This window comes from Streptomyces sp. NPDC101132 (assembly GCF_044759225.1).
Classification (GTDB): Bacteria; Actinomycetota; Actinomycetes; order Streptomycetales; family Streptomycetaceae; genus Streptomyces.
The window spans coordinates 243,960-262,602 of sequence record NZ_JBIVYX010000003.1 but is presented as its reverse complement, the minus strand read 5'-3'; the positions used below and the strand labels follow the sequence as shown (position 1 = coordinate 262,602).

The window sequence follows — 18,643 nt, the reverse complement described above, 5'->3', positions numbered from 1 at the left end:
TTCCTGTGATCACTTCAAATCCTGATGAGCAAAATCTCGCGCGCCGACCAGCTTCTTTACCTACAGCGCACGCTCCGTGGCGGCCACTTGACGGTCCGTCCCAGACACGTCCAGCCAAATCGGGCATAAGTCCCAGGAGTTACGAGAGCCGCGAAAGCCTCTTCAGCAACAAGGCGGACGCAACGGGCCGCGCCCCCGCCTTGGCCACTCCGTCGGCCACCTCGCGGTCGGTGGACACCACGACCACCGGGCGGCCCGGCGGCTCGGCGCGCACCAGCTGACGGATCAACTCGTCCGCCGTGACACCGGGCTTGGAGAACAGCACCCGCACCCCGCGCGGCGGCGCGAGCAGCACGGGCGCGGCGAGTTCCGCGCCGTCGAAGACACAGGTCATCTCCGCGCCGGTCTGCGCGGCGAGCACCGACAGCCCGCCCAGCAGCCGCAGCCGCTGCTTCTCCAGCGGCATCGTCGGGTACCCGGTCTTCGTCACGTTGTAGCCGTCGACCACCAGGTGTGCCTGGGGCAGCGCCAACAGCTGGTCCAGCAGCGCCGGATCGGTCTCCGACAGCGCCCGCGCCGCGATGTCCTTCGGCGTCATGCGGCCCGGCTCCACCGCGTCCACGGTGTCGGCCGGACGTACCGAGGCCGGCGGCAGCGCCAGCTCCCTGCGCAGCCCCTGGGCCGACTCCAGCACGGTGTCGAGCAGCAGCCGCAGGCGCATGTCCTCGATGCTGCGGCCCTCGCGCGCGGAGCGCCTGCTCGCCTCCAGGGCCGCTTCGACCTCGGCCAGCCGGGACTTCAGCCGACGGGTCTCGCTCTCGGCCGCGGCCACCTGCGCCGCCGCCTCGGACCGGATCCCGTCGATCTCCGCGGTGCTCTTGCGGAGCGCGGCCTCGCCGCGCTTCACGTCGTTCTGGGCGCTGCGCAGCTTGCGCTGAAGCGATTCCGCTTCCTTCCGGGCGGCCTCCAGCTCCTGCCGCTGCTGCTCGCCGCCGGTGCGCTGCTGCTCGCGCAGCGCGGCCAGCTCCTCCCGCAGCCGCTCCAGCTCCCGCTGCGTCTCCTCGCCCGCCCGCTCGGCGTCGACCCGCTGGGCCTCCTCGCCCGCGGCGGCGACCAGCTTGACCCAGCCGGCCGGGCGCAGGACGTACGCCACCGCCGCCACGTCCAGCGGGTCGGCGGCGGCCGGCGGCGCCCCGGACTCCAGCGCACCGGCCAGCTCGGCCTGCGTCTCCTTGAGCCGCTCCCCGATCCGGCCCCGGAACACCGGGTCGCCCTCCAGCGCCGCGGCCATCGCGTTGCCCGCGAACTTGGCCCGTCGCGAGGGCGTGAAGCGGGCGTACTGGCGCAGCTGAGCCGGGAGGTCCGCGACCGTCAGTCCGCCGAAGGCGTCCGAGACGAACGCGACCACCCGGCGCCGCACGCCTTCCGGCAGAGGCCGGTCGAGCGCCTCGGCGCCGCCGCCGGCCGCGCCGGCCGGCTCAGCACCGCTGGCAGGCTCCACCATCCGTCACCCCTACCGTCAAAACCGTCGTAAAGGGCGGCCGCTCCGTCAGGAGTCGGCGCCCGGCCTGTCCACGAGCTCGATCTGGTCCACCGCGTTGCACCAGCGGCAGCGGACCGACTCGATGGTCTCACTCACCACCTCGCGCTCCTCGACCTTGGGCTCGCCCGCGAGGTCGAGGTGGACGTACTCGACCACCTTGGACGAGCGGGTCACGTCGAACCGGGTGAGGTTGCCGCACAGGGTGCAGCGCCAGCGGGTCGTGGCGGTCGGCAGGGGAACCGTCATCGGGCCGTCTCTCTCCTTCTGGGACTTCGGTGCGTGTTGCTCGCGTGCTCTCTTCCGTACCGCTCGTAACCCTACGGCCTGTCGCCACCGCCGGGTGGAGCCCCGTCCTCCATGCGAGACACGGCGAGGCAAGCTGTCCCGGTCCGTCCCATACGGGATGCTCTGGTCATGATCGTAAGGTGGGGAGCCGTCCGCGGCTCGCTGGTCACGCACACCCTGATCGCCGCCTGCACCGTGCTCTTCCTGCTCGGCCCGCTGTCCGGCTTCGACCCGCTGTACGGCACCGGCGACGAGCTGCTGGCGGCGCAGACGGAGTACCTGCACCGCTGGGGCGTGGTGCCGGACGAGCTGTTCACCGGCTCGGGCCGCGCGGCGCTGACCCCGCTCACGGCGCTCTTCGTGCACGGCAACTGGCTCCACCTGCTGGGGAACATGCTCTTCCTCTACGTCTTCGGCGTGATGACCGAGGAGCACATGGGCCGCGTGGAGTTCGCCTTCTTCTACCTGGTGTCCGGGTACCTGGCGCTGCTGGCGTACGCGGCGGCCAACGCCGACTCCCCGCAGACCCTGATCGGCGCCTCGGGGGCCATCTCGGCGGTGCTCGGGGCCTTCCTGTGCCTGTTCCCGCGGGCCCGGGTGACCAGCCTGGTCCCCGTGCTCCTCTTCCTGCCGCTGCGCTTCCCGGCCTGGATCGTGCTGGTGTTCTGGTTCGCCCTCCAGTGGGTGGCCGCGAACCGGGCCGGCAGCGGGCCGGGGGTCGCCTATCTGGCCCACCTGGTGGGCTTCTCGATCGGCTTCCTCTACGCCTGGGGGCGCTACCGGCGTACGACTAGAGTGAAGGACCCAGCCACGGCCACCGAGGGAGACAGCCAGCCGTGATCACCGCCCTTGTGCTCATCAAGACCAGCGTGGACCGCATCCCCGAGATCGCCGAGTCGATCGCCGCGCTGGACAACGTCAGCGAGGTCTACTCCGTGACGGGCACCTACGACCTGATCGCGATGGTCCGCGTCGGGCGCCACGAGGACCTGGCGGACATCATCCCCGGCAAGATCAGCAAGATCCCCGGCGTCGAGGCCACGGACACGCACGTCGCCTTCCGCACCTACTCCCAGCACGACCTGGAGGCCGCCTTCGCGATCGGCCTCGACGCCTGACCGACCGGGACGCACCGTCCCGGGCATGCCGGTGGCGGGCCACCGGGGCCCGCCACACCGTGCACGCGGATCCGGACCGTACGAGCGGGTCCGTGAGGGGCGGTCAGACCGCCGGGACGCAGCGGCCCTCCTCCGTGCGGTACTGCCACTTGGCGCCGTCGGCGACCAGTTCCCGCACGGCGCCGACGAAGCGCTCCACGTGCTCGTCGGGGGTGCCGGCGCCGAAGCTGACGCGGATCGCGTTCAGGCTGCGCTCGCCGGGGGCCGCCTCCGGCGCCCCGCACTCGCCCGGCTCCTGCGGCGCGCTGCCCAGCAGGGTGCGCACCAGCGGGTGGGCGCAGAACAGGCCGTCGCGTACGCCGATGCCGTACTCGGCGGACAGGGCGGCGGCGAAGTGGGAGCTGTTCCAGCCGTCCACGACGAACGAGATGACGCCCACGCGCGGCGCGTCGTCGCCGAACAGCGACAGGATCCGCACCTCGGGCACGTCCGCCAGGCCCTCGCGGACCCGCCGGACCAGCTCCTGCTCCCGCGCCACCAGCCGGTCGAAGCCGGCCTCGGTCAGCGCCCGGCAGGCCGAGGCGATCGAGTAGACGCCGATCACGTTCGGCGAACCGGCCTCGTGGCGGGCGGCCGTGGTGTGCCACTCGACGTCCACTCCCCCGGCGCCCTCCCCGCTGACGCGCCGCGTCACCTTCCGGGAGGCGCCGCCGCCGGCCAGGTACGGCTCCGCGTCCTGGAGCCAGTCCGCGCGGCCGGCCAGCACGCCGGAGCCGAAGGGCGCGTACAGCTTGTGGCCGGAGAAGGCCACCCAGTCCACGTCCAGCTCCGTGACGGAGACCGGGTGGTGCGGGGCGAGCTGGGCGGCGTCCAGCACGATCCGCGCGCCGTGCGCGTGGGCCGCGGCGGCCAGCTCCCTGACCGGCCACAGCTCGCCGGTGACGTTGGAGGCGCCGGTCACGCAGACCAGGGCGGGGCCGTGCGGGTCGCGGTCGGCCAGCGCGCGCTCCAGGGTCTCCACGGCCTGCTCCGGGGTCCGCGGGGCGTTGAGGTAGGTGACCCGGGCGTCCCGCCAGGGCAGCAGCGAGGCGTGGTGCTCGGTCTCGAAGACGAACACCTGGCAGCCGGCCGGCAGCACCTGCGCCAGCAGGTTGAGCGAGTCGGTGGTCGACCGGGTGAAGATCACCTGATCGGACGGCCGGCAGCCGAGGAACTCGTGCACCGTGACCCTGCTCTGCTCGAACAGGTCGGTCGACAGCTGCGAGAGGTACCCGGCCCCCCGGTGCACGCTGCCGTAGTACGGGGCGTACGCGGCCACGTCGTCCCACACCCGCTGGAGCGCGGGGGCGCTGGCCGCGTAGTCCAGGGCCGCGTAGGTGACCTCGCCGCCGGTGACCAGCGGCACGGTCACGTCGCGGCCGAGCACGGGCAGCGGCCCGTCACAGCAGGCGTCGGCCCCGGTCCGGGCGGAGGCGGCGTCGGTGGAAGTGGTGGCGGTGGCGTTCGGGTACGCGGACATGACGGTGTCTCCCGGTGGAGGAAGGGCGGATGGCTTCGTTCGACCCGTACGCGGGTACGCCGGAACGGCACGCGGAGTACGGGGGTTGCCTCGACGCACGGGAACGCGGACGTGCCACGGGACCGTACGGAGGGATGAAGAAAGGGCGCTGGGCGCCTATCGCATTCGCTTGCTCACGGAAGAAGCTCCTCGAGAGACCAGGACCCCTGGTGTCGAGGGGTCCGCGCTTGCCGAGGGCCTTGCTGCCCACGGCCTGGTCATCACCCGGGGCACCCCGCCACGGACGGAGGGTTGCCGGACAGCAAGCCGGGGCCAAAACGCTGTCACTCGTGACCTGGTGAGCATCCTGCCACAAGATCCGCCCAGCGCAACCGGCTGTCCGCATCCCGGACCGGCCGTACCCGCGAGGGGGCCGGGACGCAGCCGTCCCGGCCCCCTCGCGCCCGACCCACCGGGCCCGCAGCAGGCGTCACGCGTTGCTGGCGGCCACCCAGCGCTCCAGGGCGGCCCGAGCGGCGCCGGAGTCGATCGACTCGGCCGCACGGGCGATGCCGGCCGCGATCTCCTCCTCCAGGCTGCCTCCGCCGGGCTCCACGGCCACCAGGGCCGCCGCCGAGTTCAGCAGCACCGCGTCCCGCACCGGGCCGGTCTCGCCGGCCAGCAGACGGCGCGCCACGTCGGCGTTGTACGAGGCGTCGGCGCCGCGCAGCTCCGCGACGTCCACCAGCGGGATGCCGACGTCGCGCGGGTCGAAGGACTGCTCCACCGCCCGGCCGTCGCGCACCCACCAGACCCGGGAGGTGGCGGTGGTGGTCAGCTCGTCCAGTCCGTCGTCCCCGCGGAACACCAGCGCGGAGGAGCCCCGCTCGGCGAGCACGCCGGCGACGATGGGCGCCATCCGGGCGTCGGCGACGCCAGTGGCCTGGGAGCGCACCCGGGCGGGGTTGGTGAGCGGGCCGAGGAAGTTGAAGGTCGTCCTGATCCCCAGCTCCTTGCGGGCGGCGGCCACGTGCCGCAGCGCCGGGTGGAACTTGACGGCGAAGCAGAAGGTGATGCCGGCCTCCTCGGCCACCTCCGCCACGCGGCGCGGGGTGAGGTCGAGGTTGACGCCGAGCTTCTCCAGGACGTCGGAGGCGCCGCTCGCGGAGGAGGCGGCCCGGTTGCCGTGCTTGACGACCTTGGCGCCCGTCCCCGCGACCACGACGGCCGACATGGTGGAGATGTTCACGGTCTTGGCGCCGTCGCCGCCGGTGCCCACGATGTCCACCGTGCGGCCGGGCACCTCGATGAGGTTGGCGTGCGCGTACATCGTCCGCACGAGGCCGTTGATCTCGGCGACGGTCTCGCCCTTGGCCCGCAGGGCCACCGCGAAGCCGGCGATCTGGGCGTTGGTCGCCTCGCCGCGCATGATCCGGTCCATGGCCCAGGCGGTGTCGTCCGCCGAGAGGTCCTGACCGGTGAGGAGGGCGTCCAGGACGCCCGGCCAGGACCGGTCCGCCACGCTGTCGCCGCCTGCCGGGGTCACAACGTTCATGGTCCACTCCTGGGTCCACAGCCGATAAAGGGGTCACCCTCAGCCTATCGACCCCCACGGACGGCGAAGAGCCGCGTCCGGGGAGTGGACCCCCGGACTATGGACGGATATGGACGGGCGGACGGCGAAGAGCCCCGTCCGGTGCCCGGACGGGGCTCTTGCCGTGGCGACTGCTTCAGGAGTCACGCGCGGGGCGCGTCACTCCGTCGATCATCCGGAGGTCAGTGGTGGCCGTGGCCGCTCTGGATCTCCTTGTACTCCTCCACCGAAGGCTTCGGAATCTGGTTGTTCTCGCCGTAGTAGCCCTTGCTGAGCTTCACGCGCAGCTTCTCGCTGCCCTTGACCTTGCGCTCGACGCCGTTCTCGTCGACCGTCGGGCCCAGCTCGGCCGGCGCGTACTGCTCGTGCGCGGTGAGCGTGTGCAGCTTGGCCTGGTTGAGCGGCTCGTGGACCTCGACGAACTCACCGTGCGGCAGGCGCTTGATGATGCCGGTCTCGCGACCGTGCAGCACCTTGTCCTTGTCCCGGCGCTGGAGGCCGAGGCAGATGCGCTTGGTGATGATGAACGCGATGACCGGGCCGACGAAGAAGCCGATGCGGGCGAACCAGGTGATCGAGTTGATCGACAGGTGGAAGTACTGCGCGAACATGTCGTTGCCACCCGCGATGAGCAGGATGACGTACCAGGTCAGCCACGCCACACCGAAGCCGGTACGGGTCGGGGCGTTGCGCGGGCGGTCCAGGATGTGGTGCTCGCGCTTGTCGCCGGTGACCCAGGACTCGATGAACGGGTAGACGGCGATGGCCGCGAGGACCAGCGGGAAGATCACCAGCGGGATGAACACGCCCAGGACGAGCGTGTGGCCCCAGAGGTTGATCTCCCAGCCCGGCATGGCACGGATCAGGCCCTCGGAGAAGCCCATGTACCAGTCCGGCTGCGCGCCCGTGGACACGTGGTCCGGGACGTACGGGCCGAGCGCCCAGATCGGGTTGATCGAGGCGATCGCCGCGACGGCCGCGATGACACCGAAGACCAGGAAGAAGAAGCCTCCGGCCTTGGCCATGTAGACCGGCATCAGCGGCAGGCCGACGACGTTCTTCTCGGTGCGGCCCGGACCCGCGAACTGCGTGTGCTTGTGGTACACGACGAGGATCAGGTGGGCGACCAGCAGGCCGAGCATGATGCCCGGCAGCAGCAGGATGTGGATCGAGTAGAACCGGGCCACGAAGTCGTGGCCGGGGAACTCGCCGCCGAAGAGGAAGAACGACAGGTACGTGCCGACGATCGGCACGGACAGGATCGCGCCCTCCATGAAGCGGACACCGGTGCCCGAGAGCAGGTCGTCCGGCAGGGAGTAACCGGTGAAGCCGGTGAACATGCCGAGGACCAGCAGCAGGAAGCCGAAGACCCAGTTGATCTCGCGCGGCTTGCGGAAGGCGCCCGTGAAGAAGACGCGCATCATGTGCACGAGCATCGCCGCGACGAAGATCAGCGCCGCCCAGTGGTGGATCTGCCGGATGAGCAGACCGCCGCGGACGTCGAAGCTGATGTCCAGGGTCGAGGCGAAGGCCTCGGACATCCGCACACCCTGCATGGGCACGTACGAGCCGTGGTACACGACCTCGTTCATGCTCGGGTGGAAGAACAGCGTCAGGTACACACCCGTGAGGATGATGATGATGAAGCTGTAGAGGCAGATCTCACCCAGCATGAAGGACCAGTGGTCCGGGAAGATCTTGCGCATGTTGGACTTGGCCAGGGCGTAGATGCCCAGACGGCCATCGGCCCAGTCGGCTACGCGCTCGCCCGCGGGCGCTTTGCGCGTCTCGGTGGCAGTGCTCATCCGCGCTCCCAGAATGCAGGACCGACGGGCTCTTCGAAGTCGCCGAGCGCCTCGAGGAAGCCTTCGTCATTCACACCGATCCGCAGCTGCGGAAGGGCGTGACCGGCCGGGCCGAAGATGACGCGGGCGCCGTCGGAGAGGTCGAAAGTGGACTGGTGGCACGGGCAGAGCACGTGGTGCGTCTGCTGCTCGTACAGGCTGATCGGGCAGCCGACATGGGTGCAGATCTTGGAGTAGGCCACGATGCCGTCGTGGGACCACTCCAGCTCCTGCTTGTCCTTGATGTCCTCCGGCTGGATGCGGACGATCATCAGGGCCGCCTTGGCGATCTCCTGCATGTAGTCGTGCTGGTCCTCCTCCAGGCCCTCGGGCTGGGCGAAGGTCAGCGAACCGACGGCGACGTCCTCGGGACGCAGCGGCTCCATCGTGTTCTGGTTGATGAGCAGCTTGCCCTTGGCCCACGAGGTGGTGCGGAGCTTCTTCTCCGGCAGCGGGCCGAGGTCGCGCAGCAGCACGACGCCGGACAGCGGGACCATGGCCAGCGCGCCGAGCAGGGTGTTGCGGATCAGCTTGCGGCGCGGCAGGTCGGAGTCCTTGACGCCGTCCGCGAAGTCCTGCATGACCGCGGCCTTGACCTCCGGCGACGCCGCGATCTCGTGGCGGTCGTCGGCGATCTCCACGTCGGACATCAGGGTGCGGGCCCAGTGGACCGCGCCCGCGCCGATGCAGAAGAGGGCGGTGCCCAGGGTCAGACCCAGCGCGAAGTTGAGCGCGCTCACGTGGCCGATCGGCCAGATGAACACGATCTTGTCGACGGGGATGGCCACGTAGGAGGCGATGAAGCCGATCGTGGCCAGCATCGACACCGTGAACAGGAGGGCGACGGTGCGCTCGGAGCGCCTCGCGGCGCGCTCGTCGATGTCCTGGATACGCGGCTTGTGGGCCGGCAGGCCCGGGTCGGCGAACGGGTCGTCCGCGACCGCTACACCACCGTGGTGCGCGTCCTGCTCGCTCGGCAGGTTCTCTTCGGGAATGTCTTGGCTACTCATGACTTCTTGGCCTTAGCGGTGTGGGCCGCGACCCAGACGGCGACAGCGATGAGCGCACCCAGACCGAACACCCAGCCGAACAGGCCTTCGCTGACGGGGCCGAGGCCGCCGAGCTTGAGGCCACCGGGGCTCGCGGTCTCGTCTCCGTTGACGGTCTTCAGGTACGCGATGATGTCCTTCTTCTCCTTCTCCGGCATGGTGCTGTCCGGGAAGGAGGGCATGTTCTGCGGGCCGGTGAGCATGGCCTCGTAGATGTGCTTCGGCTCCACGCCCTCGAGGTTCGGCGCGTACTTGCCGTAGGTCAGCGCACCGCCCTCACCGGTGAAGTTGTGGCACTGCGCGCAGTTGTTGCGGAAGAGCACGCCACCCCGGGCGACGTCGGCTCCGGCCGGGTCGTACTGCTTCTCGCTCGGCACGGCCGGGCCGGCACCGAGGGAGGCGATGTACGCGGCGAGCTGGTCGATCTGCGCCTGGGTGTAGATGTTCTTCTTGCGCGGGACCTGGGCGCCCGGCTGCTGGGCGGGCATGCGGCCCGTGCTCACCTGGAAGTCGACGGCGGCGGCGCCCACGCCGACCAGGCTCGGGCCGTCGGAGGAACCCTGACCGCCGGTGCCGTGACAGGTGGCACAGCCGACGGCGTAGAGCTTCTTGCCCTCCTCGATGGCGAGGGACTGGGCGGTTTCATCGGCCTGCGCCTTGCCCGCGGGGGCGAAGGCGGCGTACAGCCCCCCAGTGGCCGCCAGCGCGAGGAGTAGAACGACGACCGCCGCCAGCGGATGGCGTCGTCGTGCGGAGAGCTTTTTCACGGATTACCCCGGTGTCAGGATCTTCTGCGTCGGTGCTTGCTGGATGAGGTCGGGCCGGGCCCGATTACTTGATCAGGTAGATCGTGGCGAAGAGGCCGATCCAGACAACATCGACGAAGTGCCAGTAGTAGGACACGACGATGGCCGAAGTGGCCTGTTCGTGGGTGAACCTCTTGGCCGCGTACGTCCGGCCCAGGACCAGCAGGAAGGCGATGAGACCGCCCGTCACGTGCAGACCGTGGAAGCCGGTGGTCAGGTAGAAGACCGAGCCGTAGGGGCCGGACGAGAGCGACATGCCCTCGTGCTTGACCAGCTCGGTGTACTCGAACACCTGGCCGCCAATGAAGATCGCACCCATCACGAAGGTGATCACGAACCAGGTGCGGAGCTTCTTCACGTCACCGCGCTCGGCGGCGAAGACGCCGAGCTGGCAGGTGAGGGAGGAGAGCACCAGGATCGTGGTGTTCGTCGCCGAGAAGGGAAGGTTCAGGGCCTCTGCCTGTTCCGACCAGTACTCGGTGCCCGTCACCGATCGCAGGGTGAAGTACATCGCGAAAAGGGCCGCGAAGAACATCAGCTCGGAACTCAACCAGATGATGGTTCCGACGCTGACGAGGTTCGGCCGATTGACCGTCGGGTGCGCGTGCCCGGTATCTACTGTCGTTGCTGTCGCCACGACCGACATTATGTCGGTCGCTTATCCCGCCCTCACCCCGGGGGGTGCCGTTCGGAGTGTCCGGGGGGTGTGCACTGCCCGAACGGCCCATCAGACGGCTGTCCGAACCGATGTTGAGGGGGCGTCGGACGGAGTAGCATCCGCGCATCATCAACGTGATTCATGTGACACGTGGAGGAACGATGCGGGCGACTGCGAGGGTCCTGGTCTACAGCGACGACGCCAATACCCGGGAGCAGGTGCGGCTGGCGGCCGGGCGCCGGCCCGCGTCGGACGTGCCGCCGCTGGAGTTCCTGGAGTGCGCGACGCTGCCCGCGGTGCTGACGGCCCTGGACGAGGGCGGGATCGACCTCTGCGTCCTGGACGGCGAGGCGGTGCCGGCGGGCGGCATGGGCGTGTGCCGGCAGATCAAGGACGAGGTCTTCAACTGTCCGCCGGTGCTGCTGCTGATCGGGCGCCCTCAGGACGCCTGGCTGGCCACCTGGAGCCGGGCGGACGCCGCGGTCACCCTGCCGGTGGACCCGGTCGAGTTCCCGGACACGCTGGCGGCGCTGCTGCGCAAGCGGCTGTCCCACGCGGCCTGACGGGCCGCTCGACGCCCGGGAGGCGCCGTACGGCCCGTACGGCGCCTCCTGCGGGCCCGCACGCCCCTCCGGGGGCGCGCCGCGTCCCTTCCGACCCTGCGGTCACACCTGGGGGCGCAGCCGTGCCGTGTCCGCCGGGCTCCGGTCGGGGGTGCCGGCGAGCAGGGCGCTGCCCTGCCGCCACTTGTCCCAGGCCAGGTTCCAGTCGCCGAAGCCGTTGCCGAAGGTGTCCATCTCGTCGCCGATGCTGTTGACGACCTTCACGATGTCGCCGGCGCGGATGTTCTCGTAGAACCAGGCGGCGTTCCCGGTGCTCATGCCGGTGCAGCCGTGGCTGACGTTCTCGTAGCCCTGGGAGCCCACGGACCAGGGCGCCGCGTGCACGTATTCACCGCTCCAGGTGACCCGGGTGGCGTAGTAGACGGGCAGGTCGTACGACTCCGAGGTGCCCTCGGCGATGCCGATGCTGGTGCCGCGCATCCGTACGAAGTACTCCTTGCCCAGCACGACCTTGACCCCGTTGCGGGTGGAGAAGCCGGGCTTGCCGGTGGTCACCGGAATGGTGTTGATCACTTCCCCGTTGCGCTTGAAGGTGAGCTGGTGGGCGGAGGCGTCGGTGATGGCCTCGACCCGGTCGCCGATGGTGAGCTTCAGGGGCTTGGCGGCGGCGCCGTAGAGGTGGTCGCCGACCCGGACGCCCTCCAGGTTGCTCCGTACGGAGACGGTGGAGTTGGCGGGCCAGTACTCCTTGGGGCGGAAGTGCAGCTTCTTGTCGTCCACCCAGTACCAGGAGCCGTCGACCCGGGGGCTGGACTCCACGACCAGGGCGCGTTCGACGACCGCGCGGGCGGCCTTGTCCTTGACGGCTTCGCTGAGTTCGGCCGTGATCGGCTGGCCGACGCCGTAGGTGCCCGCGTCCGGGCCGAACTCGGCCGTGAGGAGCTTCTTGGCCGGGGTGGTCTCGAAGCTCAGGGTGCGGCGTCCGGGGGCGCCGTCCTCGTCCTCCGTGCTCACGGTGAGGGCGTAGCGGACGCCGGCGGCGAGCGACCCGGTGCTGTGCCAGCGGTCGCCGTCCGCGGAGAGCTCGCCCGCCAGGCGGCGGCCGTGGGTGTCGGTGACGGTGACGTCGGTGATGCGGCCGTCCTCGCCCTTGAGGGTGACCTCCAGGGGGCGGTCGGGGTCGATCGGCCGGCTGCCGGCCTTCTGGTTGAAGGCGACCTGGTCGGCCGCGTCGTAGGGGGAGGCGGAGAGCGGGTGGTCCCCGGTCCCGCACGCGGTGGCCCCGGCCCCGAGGGACGCGACCAGCAGGGAGCAGCTGAGTACCGTCCAAAGACGCGGTGTGTGACTCATGCCATAACGCTATGAACAGATGGCAACCACGGCGCGCCGGGTGCCTGCAAACGAGGGAGCGGGTGCCACCCGTCCGTACGCAACGCGAAGGCCCGGGCGCCCCCTTGGGGGGTGCCCGGGCCTCCGTCGTCGGTTCAGCCGCGAGAGCTACTGGTTCGCGTTCTCACCGCGGTAGTACTCGTAGACCCATCCCCACAGGCCGACCAGGATGACCGGGGCGGAGAAGTACAGCAGCCACCAGCCGAAGATGACGCCGCAGAACGCGAGCGCGCCACCGATGGCCAGCGAGAGCGGCTGCCAGCTGTGCGGGGAGAAGAAGCCGAGCTCGCCGGCCTCGTCCGCGACGTCCGCCTCCTTGTTGTCCTGCGCCATGGCGTCGACCCGCTTGGCCGTGAAGGCCAGGTAGTAGCCGATCATCACGGACAGGCCGAAGGCCAGGAACAGCGCGGTGGTGCCCGCCGGCTCCTTCGACCACACGCCGTACACGACGGCCATGATCAGGATGAAGGCGGAGAGCCAGAGGAACATCTTGCCCTGGATCTTCACTTGCCGGCCTCCTTGCCACCAGCGACGGCCTTGGTGGAGCCGTGGTCCTCGAGGTGGTCGAGGGCCGCGATCTCAGGGTGGTGCAGGTCGAACGCCGGCGATTCCGAGCGGATGCGCGGCAGCGTGAGGAAGTTGTGCCGCGGCGGCGGGCAGGACGTCGCCCACTCCAGCGAGCGGCCGTAGCCCCACGGGTCGTCGACCTCGATCTTCTTGCCGTACTTGGCGGTCTTCCACACGTTGTACATGAAGGGAAGCATCGACAGGCCGAGCAGGAACGAGCTGATCGTGGAGATGGTGTTCAGCGCGGTGAAGCCGTCGGCGGCGAGGTAGTCCGCGTAACGGCGCGGCATGCCCTCGGCACCCAGCCAGTGCTGCACCAGGAACGTGCCGTGGAAGCCCACGAACAGCGTCCAGAAGGTGATCTTGCCGAGGCGCTCGTCCAGCATCTTGCCCGTGAACTTCGGCCACCAGAAGTGGAAGCCGGAGAACATCGCGAAGACCACGGTGCCGAAGATGACGTAGTGGAAGTGCGCGACGACGAAGTACGAGTCGGAGACGTGGAAGTCCATCGGGGGCGAGGCCAGGATGACGCCGGTCAGACCACCGAAGGTGAAGGTGATCAGGAAGCCGACGGCCCAGAGCATCGGGGTCTCGAAGGACAGCGAGCCCTTCCACATGGTGCCGATCCAGTTGAAGAACTTCACACCGGTCGGGACCGCGATCAGGAAGGTCATGAAGGAGAAGAACGGCAGCAGCACACCGCCGGTGACGTACATGTGGTGCGCCCACACGGTCACGGAGAGGCCGGCGATCGCGATCGTCGCGCCGATCAGGCCGATGTAACCGAACATCGGCTTGCGGGAGAAGACCGGGATGACCTCGGAAATGATGCCGAAGAACGGCAGCGCGATGATGTACACCTCTGGGTGTCCGAAGAACCAGAAGAGGTGTTGCCAGAGCAGTGCTCCACCGTTCGACGCGTCGAACACGTGGGCACCGAACTTGCGGTCGGCCTCCAGCGCGAAGAGCGCGGCGGCGAGGACCGGGAAGGCGAGCAGGACCAGGACACCGGTCAGCAGCACGTTCCAGGTGAAGATCGGCATGCGGAACATCGTCATGCCGGGCGCGCGCATGCAGATGATCGTGGTGATGAAGTTGACCGAGCCGAGGATCGTGCCGAAGCCGGAGAAGGCCAGACCCATGATCCACATGTCGGCGCCGACACCCGGCGAGCGGACCGCGTCCGACAGCGGGGAGTAGGCGAACCAGCCGAAGTCGGCCGCACCCTGCGGGGTGAGGAAGCCGGCCACCGCGATGGTCGAGCCGAAGAGGTACAGCCAGTACGCGAACATGTTCAGCCGCGGGAACGCCACGTCGGGCGCACCGATCTGCAGCGGCATGATCCAGTTCGCGAATCCGGCGAACAGCGGCGTCGCGAACATCAGCAGCATGATCGTGCCGTGCATCGTGAACGCCTGGTTGAACTGCTCGTTCGACATGATCTGCGTGCCCGGACGGGCAAGCTCGGCGCGCATGGCCAGGGCCATGATGCCGCCGATGATGAAGAACACGAACGAGGTGACCAGGTAGAGCGTGCCGATCGTCTTGTGGTCGGTGGTGGTCAGCCACTTGACGACGACGTTGCCCGGCTGCTTGCGCCGCACCGGCAGCTCGTTCTCATACGAGTCGGCTGCGGCGGCACCCTGAGGTTCGTTGAGGATGCTCACAGTTTGTTCGTCTCCGAGTTCCGGGCCGGGTCGGTCTGCTTGATGCCCGCCGGGAGGTAGCCGGTCTGACCCTTCTCAGCCAGCTCCTTCAGGTGCGCCTGGTAGCGCTCCGGGGAGACGACCTTGACGTTGAAGAGCATCCGGGAGTGGTCGACGCCGCAGAGCTCGGCGCACTTGCCCATGAAGGTGCCCTCCTGGGAGGGGGTCACCTCGAAGACATTGGTGTGGCCCGGGATGACGTCCTGCTTGAAGAGGAACGGCACCACCCAGAAGGAGTGGATGACGTCGTTCGACGACAGGATGAAGCGGACCTTCTCGCCCTTGGGGAGCCAGAGGGTCGGACCCGGGTTGCCGTTCTGCGGGTTGCGGTCACCCGGGACACCCTTGGTGTAGACGCCCTCGGCGCCCGCGGGGAAGTCCTTGGTGAACTTGTCCGGAATCGAGGCGAGCTCCTTGGGAACCTCACCCGCGGACGGGGTGGCCGCGTCGCCGTCGACGTCCTCGATGTAGTTGAAGCCCCAGCTCCACTGGTAGCCGACCACGTTGATCGTGTGGGCCGGCTTGTCGAGGGCGAGCAGCTTCGACTCGTCACGGGCGGTGAAGTAGAACAGCACCGACACGATGATGAGCGGGACCACGGTGTACAGGGCCTCGATGGGCATGTTGTACCGGGTCTGCGGCGGGACCTCCACCTTGGTGCGGCTGCGCCGGTGGAAGATGACGCTCCACAGGATCAGGCCCCAGACCAGGACACCGGTGGCCAGGGCGGCCGCCCACGATCCCTGCCACAGGGAGAGGATGCGCGGCGCCTCCTCGGTGACCGGGGTGGGCATTCCGAGGCGGGGGAAGTCTTTCCAGGTATACGAGCAACCAGTGGCGGTCGCCAGGACCATACCCGCAGTCAGCGCCTGCAGCAGCTTCCGCCGCATCGGGCGCCGCGGCGAGCGGTCGGAGCCGTAGGGACTCACGTAGCGCCTTCCCGAGAGTCTCGGCCCGCGCGACCGGCTGCGGCCGTCTCGCGGGTCGGTCGCCGGCCCTGACGCGGGCAGGGGTTTGGATGTTTATGCGGACCAAACCCTACTGGACGCTATTTGGGGTCGCGCGGGGAGGGTGCCCAACGCGCCGCTACAGCCCCCGAAGGGGTGGCTCCGCCTTCCGGGGGACGGTCCAACTGCCCCCGATCGGCGGGGTTCGGGCGCTATCTGACGCCCCCTGACCTCGATCGGCGCAGCCCGCGGCTAGCGTGGGCGGGTGCCGTACTTCGACTCCGCTTCCTCCGCACCGCTCCACCCCGTCGCCCGGCAGGCCCTGCTGGCCGCGATCGACGAGGGCTGGGCCGACCCCGCCCGGCTCTACCGCGAGGGGCGGCGGGCCCGGCTGCTGCTGGACGCGGCGCGGGAGACGGCGGCGGAGGCCGTCGGGTGCCGTCCCGACGAGCTGGTGTTCACTCCTTCGGGGACGCACGCGGTTCACCTCGGCATCGAGGGGGCGCTCGCGGGCCGTCGCCGGGTCGGCGGTCACCTGGTCGTATCAGCGGTCGAACACAGTTCTGTCCTTCATTCGGCCGCGGCACACGGGTCACGGGGCGGCAGCACCACCGAGGTGCCGGTGGACCGGTCGGGTGCCGTCTCCCCCGAGGAGTACGCGGCGGCCCTGCGGCCGGACACCGCGCTGGCCTGCCTCCAGTCCGCCAACCACGAGGTGGGGACCGTGCAGCCGGTGGCCGAGGTCGCACAGATGTGCCGGGAGGCGGGTGTGCCGCTGCTGGTGGACGCCGCCCAGTCGCTGGCCTGGGGAGCGGTGCCGGGCGACTGGTCGCTGCTGGCCGGCAGCGCGCACAAGTGGGGCGGGCCGGCGGGCGTCGGGCTGCTGGCGGTGCGCAAGGGGGTGCGGTTCGCGCCGCAAGGACCGGCGGACGAGCGGGAGTCGGGCCGGTCCGCGGGGTTCGAGAACATCCCGGCGGTCGTGGCGGCCGCGGCCTCCCTGCGGGCGGTGCGGGCCGAGGCCGAGGAGGAGGCGCGGCGGCTGCGGGTGCTGGTGGACCGGATCCGGCGCCGGGTGGCCCGGCTGGTGCCGGACGTGGAGGTGGTGGGCGCGGCGGACCGGCGGCTCCCGCACGTGGTCACGTTCTCCTGCCTCTACGTCGACGGGGAGACGCTGCTGCACGAGCTGGACCGGTCCGGTTTCTCCGTCTCGTCCGGTTCGTCGTGTACGAGCTCGACGCTGACGCCCAGCCACGTGCTGAAGGCGATGGGCGTGCTGTCCGAGGGGAACGTCCGGGTGTCGTTGCCGATGGGCACGACCGCGGAGGAGGTGAACCGTTTCCTGGAGGTGCTGCCGGGCGCGGTGGCCGGGGTGCGGGAGCAGCTGGGCGTCGTACCGGCGGCGGCGGACGTGACGCCGGAGGCCGAGTCGCTGGAGCTGGACACGCTGGGGCTGCGGTGTCCGCAGCCGGTGATCGAGCTGGGGAAGGCGATCGGGCGGGTGCCGGTCGGGGGGACGGTGACCGTGCTGTCCGACGACGAGGTGGCGCGGCTGGACATCCCGGCGTGGTGCGCGATGCGCGGCCAGGAGTACCTGGGCGAGTCGCCGGCCGCCGCCGGCACCGCGTACCGCGTCCGCCGGCTGGTGTAGGGCGGTTCCGGTACGGGGGCCCCGGCCCCCGTACCCTCCCCGGCTCCCCGGACGCGGTCAGACGTTCAGGTGGGCCTTGATCTCGGCGGCGGCCTCGTCGCCGTAGGCCTTCGTGAAGCGCTCCATGAAGTGGGCACGGGCCAGGGTGTACTCCTGGGTGCCCAGGGTCTCGATCACCAGCGTGGCCAGCATGCAGCCGAGCTGCGCGGCGCGCTCCAGGCTGACGCCCCAGGAGAGGCCGGTCAGGAAGCCGGCGCGGAAGGCGTCGCCGACGCCGGTGGGCTCGACCTTGCGCTCCTCCGGCGGGCACGGCACGGTGATCGGCTCGTGGCCGGCGCGGTCGATGCGCACGCCGCGCGAGCCGAGGGTGGTGACGCGGGTGCCGACCTTGCCCAGGATCTCCTCGTCGGTCCAGCCGGACTTCGACTCGATGAGGCCCTTCTCGTACTCGTTGGAGAAGAGGAAGGTCGCGCCCTCCATGAGGGTGCGGATGTTGTCGCCGTCCATGCGGGCGATCTGCTGCGAGAAGTCCGCCGCGAAGGGGATGCCGCGGGTGCGGCACTCCTCCGTGTGGCGCAGCATCGCCTCGGGGTCGTCGGCGCCGATCAGGACCAGGTCCAGGCCGCCGACCCGGTCGGCCACGGACTTGAGCTCGATGAGGCGGGCCTCGCTCATGGCGCCGGTGTAGAAGGAGCCGATCTGGTTGTGGTCGGCGTCCGTGGTGCACACGAAGCGGGCGGTGTGCAGGACCTCCGAGATCCGCACGAAGCGGGTGTCGACGCCGTGCCGGTCGAGCCAGGCGCGGTACTCGTCGAAGTCCGAGCCGGCCGCGCCGACCAGGATCGGGTTGGCGCCGAGCTGGCCCATGCCGAAGCAGATGTTCGGGCCCACGCCACCCCGCCGCACGTCGAGGTTGTCGACGAGGAAGGAGAGGGAGACCGTGTGCAGCTGGTCCGCGACCAGCTGGTCGGCGAAGCGGCCGGGGAAGGTCATGAGGTGGTCGGTGGCGATGGAGCCGGTGACTGCGATACGCACGGCGTGGATGCTCCTGCAGGGGGCGAAGGGTGACAGTCAACGCTACCCGGTCTTGACCCCCCAGGGAGACCGGTCAAAACTACCCGATAGTAGGGCTTTCTTCGCGTAGATCATCGTGCGTACGGTGCCGGTACCCCTCACAGAATCGGGAGCAGCGCATGAGGCAGTACAGCGTGAACGACTCCGCCCGGGAAGGGGCCGAGCCGGGTATGGCCGAGCTGCTCGGCGACTGTGCGCGGATGGCGCCCCACTGGACGGTTCCGGCGGAGCCCCGCCCCGACCGGGTGGCTCCCTCGCAGATCCATGGCGTGCGCGTGCCGAGCTCCTCCGTCCGGCTGATCGCGGGCACCGCGCAGTACGGGGACTGACCTCCGGGGAACCGCTTGCTCCAGT

General features: G+C 70.0%; 18 protein-coding genes and 1 riboswitch. Of the genes, 5 read left to right on the top strand and 13 right to left on the bottom strand.

Annotated elements, in window-relative coordinates:
- Positions 1 to 139 precede the first annotated feature (139 nt).
- Together ACIQUR_RS08750 and ACIQUR_RS08745 are read right to left on the bottom strand one after the other, a co-directional pair.
- Positions 140 to 1,504 (bottom strand): NYN domain-containing protein, encoded by a 1,365-nt coding sequence (locus ACIQUR_RS08750; RefSeq protein ID WP_403660507.1) that lies wholly within the window; start codon positions 1,502 to 1,504, stop codon positions 140 to 142.
- A gap of 45 nt (positions 1,505 to 1,549) precedes the next feature.
- Positions 1,550 to 1,789, bottom strand: a complete 240-nt coding sequence (locus tag ACIQUR_RS08745; RefSeq protein ID WP_114057246.1) for a hypothetical protein — start codon at positions 1,787 to 1,789, stop codon at positions 1,550 to 1,552.
- 168 nt (positions 1,790 to 1,957) lie between these two features.
- Here ACIQUR_RS08745 and ACIQUR_RS08740 point away from each other — a divergent pair, with 168 nt between their 5' ends.
- A complete protein-coding gene (locus tag ACIQUR_RS08740; RefSeq protein WP_403660504.1) occupies positions 1,958 to 2,668 on the top strand; it encodes a rhomboid family intramembrane serine protease in 711 nt (236 codons plus the stop codon).
- A complete protein-coding gene (locus ACIQUR_RS08735; RefSeq protein ID WP_399939655.1) occupies positions 2,665 to 2,946 on the top strand; it encodes an Lrp/AsnC family transcriptional regulator in 282 nt (93 codons plus the stop codon). Before ACIQUR_RS08740 ends, ACIQUR_RS08735 begins: the two co-directional genes overlap by 4 nt.
- A 103-nt stretch (positions 2,947 to 3,049) precedes the next feature.
- On the opposite strand, the gene ACIQUR_RS08730 is transcribed toward ACIQUR_RS08735, so the two are convergent.
- From ACIQUR_RS08730 to ACIQUR_RS08705, 6 genes are all read right to left on the bottom strand, one after another.
- Positions 3,050 to 4,465 (bottom strand): aminotransferase class V-fold PLP-dependent enzyme, encoded by a 1,416-nt coding sequence (locus tag ACIQUR_RS08730; protein ID WP_403660500.1) that lies wholly within the window; start codon positions 4,463 to 4,465, stop codon positions 3,050 to 3,052.
- Positions 4,466 to 4,683: 218 nt separating this feature from the next.
- Positions 4,684 to 4,800: riboswitch (SAM riboswitch) on the bottom strand.
- A 134-nt stretch (positions 4,801 to 4,934) separates the two neighbouring features.
- On the bottom strand, positions 4,935 to 5,999 hold the full coding sequence (gene trpD / locus ACIQUR_RS08725) for an anthranilate phosphoribosyltransferase (RefSeq protein WP_403660497.1): 1,065 nt from the start codon (positions 5,997 to 5,999) through the stop codon (positions 4,935 to 4,937).
- A gap of 221 nt (positions 6,000 to 6,220) precedes the next feature.
- The gene (locus ACIQUR_RS08720) at positions 6,221 to 7,843 is read right to left on the bottom strand and encodes a cytochrome bc complex cytochrome b subunit (protein WP_403660494.1); all 1,623 of its coding nucleotides are present in this window, start codon (positions 7,841 to 7,843) and stop codon (positions 6,221 to 6,223) included.
- Positions 7,840 to 8,892: a Rieske 2Fe-2S domain-containing protein gene (locus ACIQUR_RS08715; protein WP_403660491.1), complete on the bottom strand. Its 1,053-nt coding sequence runs from the start codon at positions 8,890 to 8,892 to the stop codon at positions 7,840 to 7,842. The genes ACIQUR_RS08720 and ACIQUR_RS08715 overlap by 4 nt, the downstream gene beginning before the upstream one ends.
- On the bottom strand, positions 8,889 to 9,698 hold the full coding sequence (locus ACIQUR_RS08710; RefSeq protein WP_403660488.1) for a c-type cytochrome: 810 nt from the start codon (positions 9,696 to 9,698) through the stop codon (positions 8,889 to 8,891). The genes ACIQUR_RS08715 and ACIQUR_RS08710 overlap by 4 nt, the downstream gene beginning before the upstream one ends.
- Positions 9,699 to 9,762: 64 nt before the next feature.
- Positions 9,763 to 10,383, bottom strand: coding sequence for a heme-copper oxidase subunit III (locus ACIQUR_RS08705; RefSeq protein ID WP_399939640.1), 621 nt, complete (start codon positions 10,381 to 10,383; stop codon positions 9,763 to 9,765).
- A gap of 173 nt (positions 10,384 to 10,556) precedes the next feature.
- On the opposite strand from ACIQUR_RS08705, the gene ACIQUR_RS08700 reads away from it, so the two are divergent.
- A complete protein-coding gene (locus ACIQUR_RS08700; protein WP_403660485.1) occupies positions 10,557 to 10,958 on the top strand; it encodes a hypothetical protein in 402 nt (133 codons plus the stop codon).
- A gap of 102 nt (positions 10,959 to 11,060) precedes the next feature.
- On the opposite strand, the gene ACIQUR_RS08695 is transcribed toward ACIQUR_RS08700, so the two are convergent.
- From ACIQUR_RS08695 to coxB, 4 genes are all read right to left on the bottom strand, one after another.
- Entirely contained in the window at positions 11,061 to 12,308 is a 1,248-nt protein-coding gene (locus ACIQUR_RS08695; protein ID WP_403660482.1) for an Ig-like domain-containing protein, read from the bottom strand.
- Positions 12,309 to 12,455: 147 nt separating this feature from the next.
- Complete coding sequence (locus tag ACIQUR_RS08690) at positions 12,456 to 12,854, bottom strand: cytochrome c oxidase subunit 4 (protein WP_403660479.1); 399 nt, start codon at positions 12,852 to 12,854, stop codon at positions 12,456 to 12,458.
- Positions 12,851 to 14,581, bottom strand: a complete 1,731-nt coding sequence (ctaD, locus tag ACIQUR_RS08685; protein ID WP_403660476.1) for a cytochrome c oxidase subunit I — start codon at positions 14,579 to 14,581, stop codon at positions 12,851 to 12,853. Before ctaD ends, ACIQUR_RS08690 begins: the two co-directional genes overlap by 4 nt.
- Positions 14,578 to 15,549 (bottom strand): cytochrome c oxidase subunit II, encoded by a 972-nt coding sequence (gene coxB / locus ACIQUR_RS08680; protein ID WP_403660473.1) that lies wholly within the window; start codon positions 15,547 to 15,549, stop codon positions 14,578 to 14,580. The genes ctaD and coxB overlap by 4 nt, the downstream gene beginning before the upstream one ends.
- A gap of 283 nt (positions 15,550 to 15,832) precedes the next feature.
- On the opposite strand from coxB, the gene ACIQUR_RS08675 reads away from it, so the two are divergent.
- Positions 15,833 to 17,215 carry a cysteine desulfurase/sulfurtransferase TusA family protein gene (locus ACIQUR_RS08675; RefSeq protein WP_403660470.1) on the top strand — a complete coding sequence of 461 codons (1,383 nt, stop codon included), beginning with the start codon at positions 15,833 to 15,835 and terminating at the stop codon, positions 17,213 to 17,215.
- 57 nt (positions 17,216 to 17,272) lie between these two features.
- Here ACIQUR_RS08675 and ACIQUR_RS08670 read toward each other — a convergent pair whose 3' ends face one another.
- Positions 17,273 to 18,250, bottom strand: a complete 978-nt coding sequence (locus ACIQUR_RS08670) for a carbohydrate kinase family protein (RefSeq protein WP_403660467.1) — start codon at positions 18,248 to 18,250, stop codon at positions 17,273 to 17,275.
- A gap of 158 nt (positions 18,251 to 18,408) precedes the next feature.
- Here ACIQUR_RS08670 and ACIQUR_RS08665 point away from each other — a divergent pair, with 158 nt between their 5' ends.
- A complete protein-coding gene (locus ACIQUR_RS08665) occupies positions 18,409 to 18,618 on the top strand; it encodes a hypothetical protein (protein WP_403660464.1) in 210 nt (69 codons plus the stop codon).
- The last annotated feature ends 25 nt before the right edge of the window (positions 18,619 to 18,643 follow it).

Bases quoted from the DNA above. Each gene is read 5' to 3' on its own strand.
- ACIQUR_RS08695 (WP_403660482.1), bottom strand. From the start codon at position 12,308: ATGAGTCACACACCGCGTCTTTGGACGGTACTCAGCTGCTCCCTGCTG.
- ACIQUR_RS08740 (WP_403660504.1), top strand. From the start codon at position 1,958: ATGATCGTAAGGTGGGGAGCCGTCCGCGGCTCGCTGGTCACGCACACC.
- ACIQUR_RS08730 (WP_403660500.1), bottom strand. From the start codon at position 4,465: ATGTCCGCGTACCCGAACGCCACCGCCACCACTTCCACCGACGCCGCC.
- ACIQUR_RS08720 (WP_403660494.1), bottom strand. From the start codon at position 7,843: ATGAGCACTGCCACCGAGACGCGCAAAGCGCCCGCGGGCGAGCGCGTA.
- ACIQUR_RS08700 (WP_403660485.1), top strand. From the start codon at position 10,557: ATGCGGGCGACTGCGAGGGTCCTGGTCTACAGCGACGACGCCAATACC.
- ACIQUR_RS08705 (WP_399939640.1), bottom strand. From the start codon at position 10,383: ATGTCGGTCGTGGCGACAGCAACGACAGTAGATACCGGGCACGCGCAC.
- trpD (WP_403660497.1), bottom strand. From the start codon at position 5,999: ATGAACGTTGTGACCCCGGCAGGCGGCGACAGCGTGGCGGACCGGTCC.
- ACIQUR_RS08665 (WP_403660464.1), top strand. From the start codon at position 18,409: ATGAGGCAGTACAGCGTGAACGACTCCGCCCGGGAAGGGGCCGAGCCG.
- ACIQUR_RS08715 (WP_403660491.1), bottom strand. From the start codon at position 8,892: ATGAGTAGCCAAGACATTCCCGAAGAGAACCTGCCGAGCGAGCAGGAC.
- ACIQUR_RS08745 (WP_114057246.1), bottom strand. From the start codon at position 1,789: ATGACGGTTCCCCTGCCGACCGCCACGACCCGCTGGCGCTGCACCCTG.
- ACIQUR_RS08750 (WP_403660507.1), bottom strand. From the start codon at position 1,504: ATGGTGGAGCCTGCCAGCGGTGCTGAGCCGGCCGGCGCGGCCGGCGGC.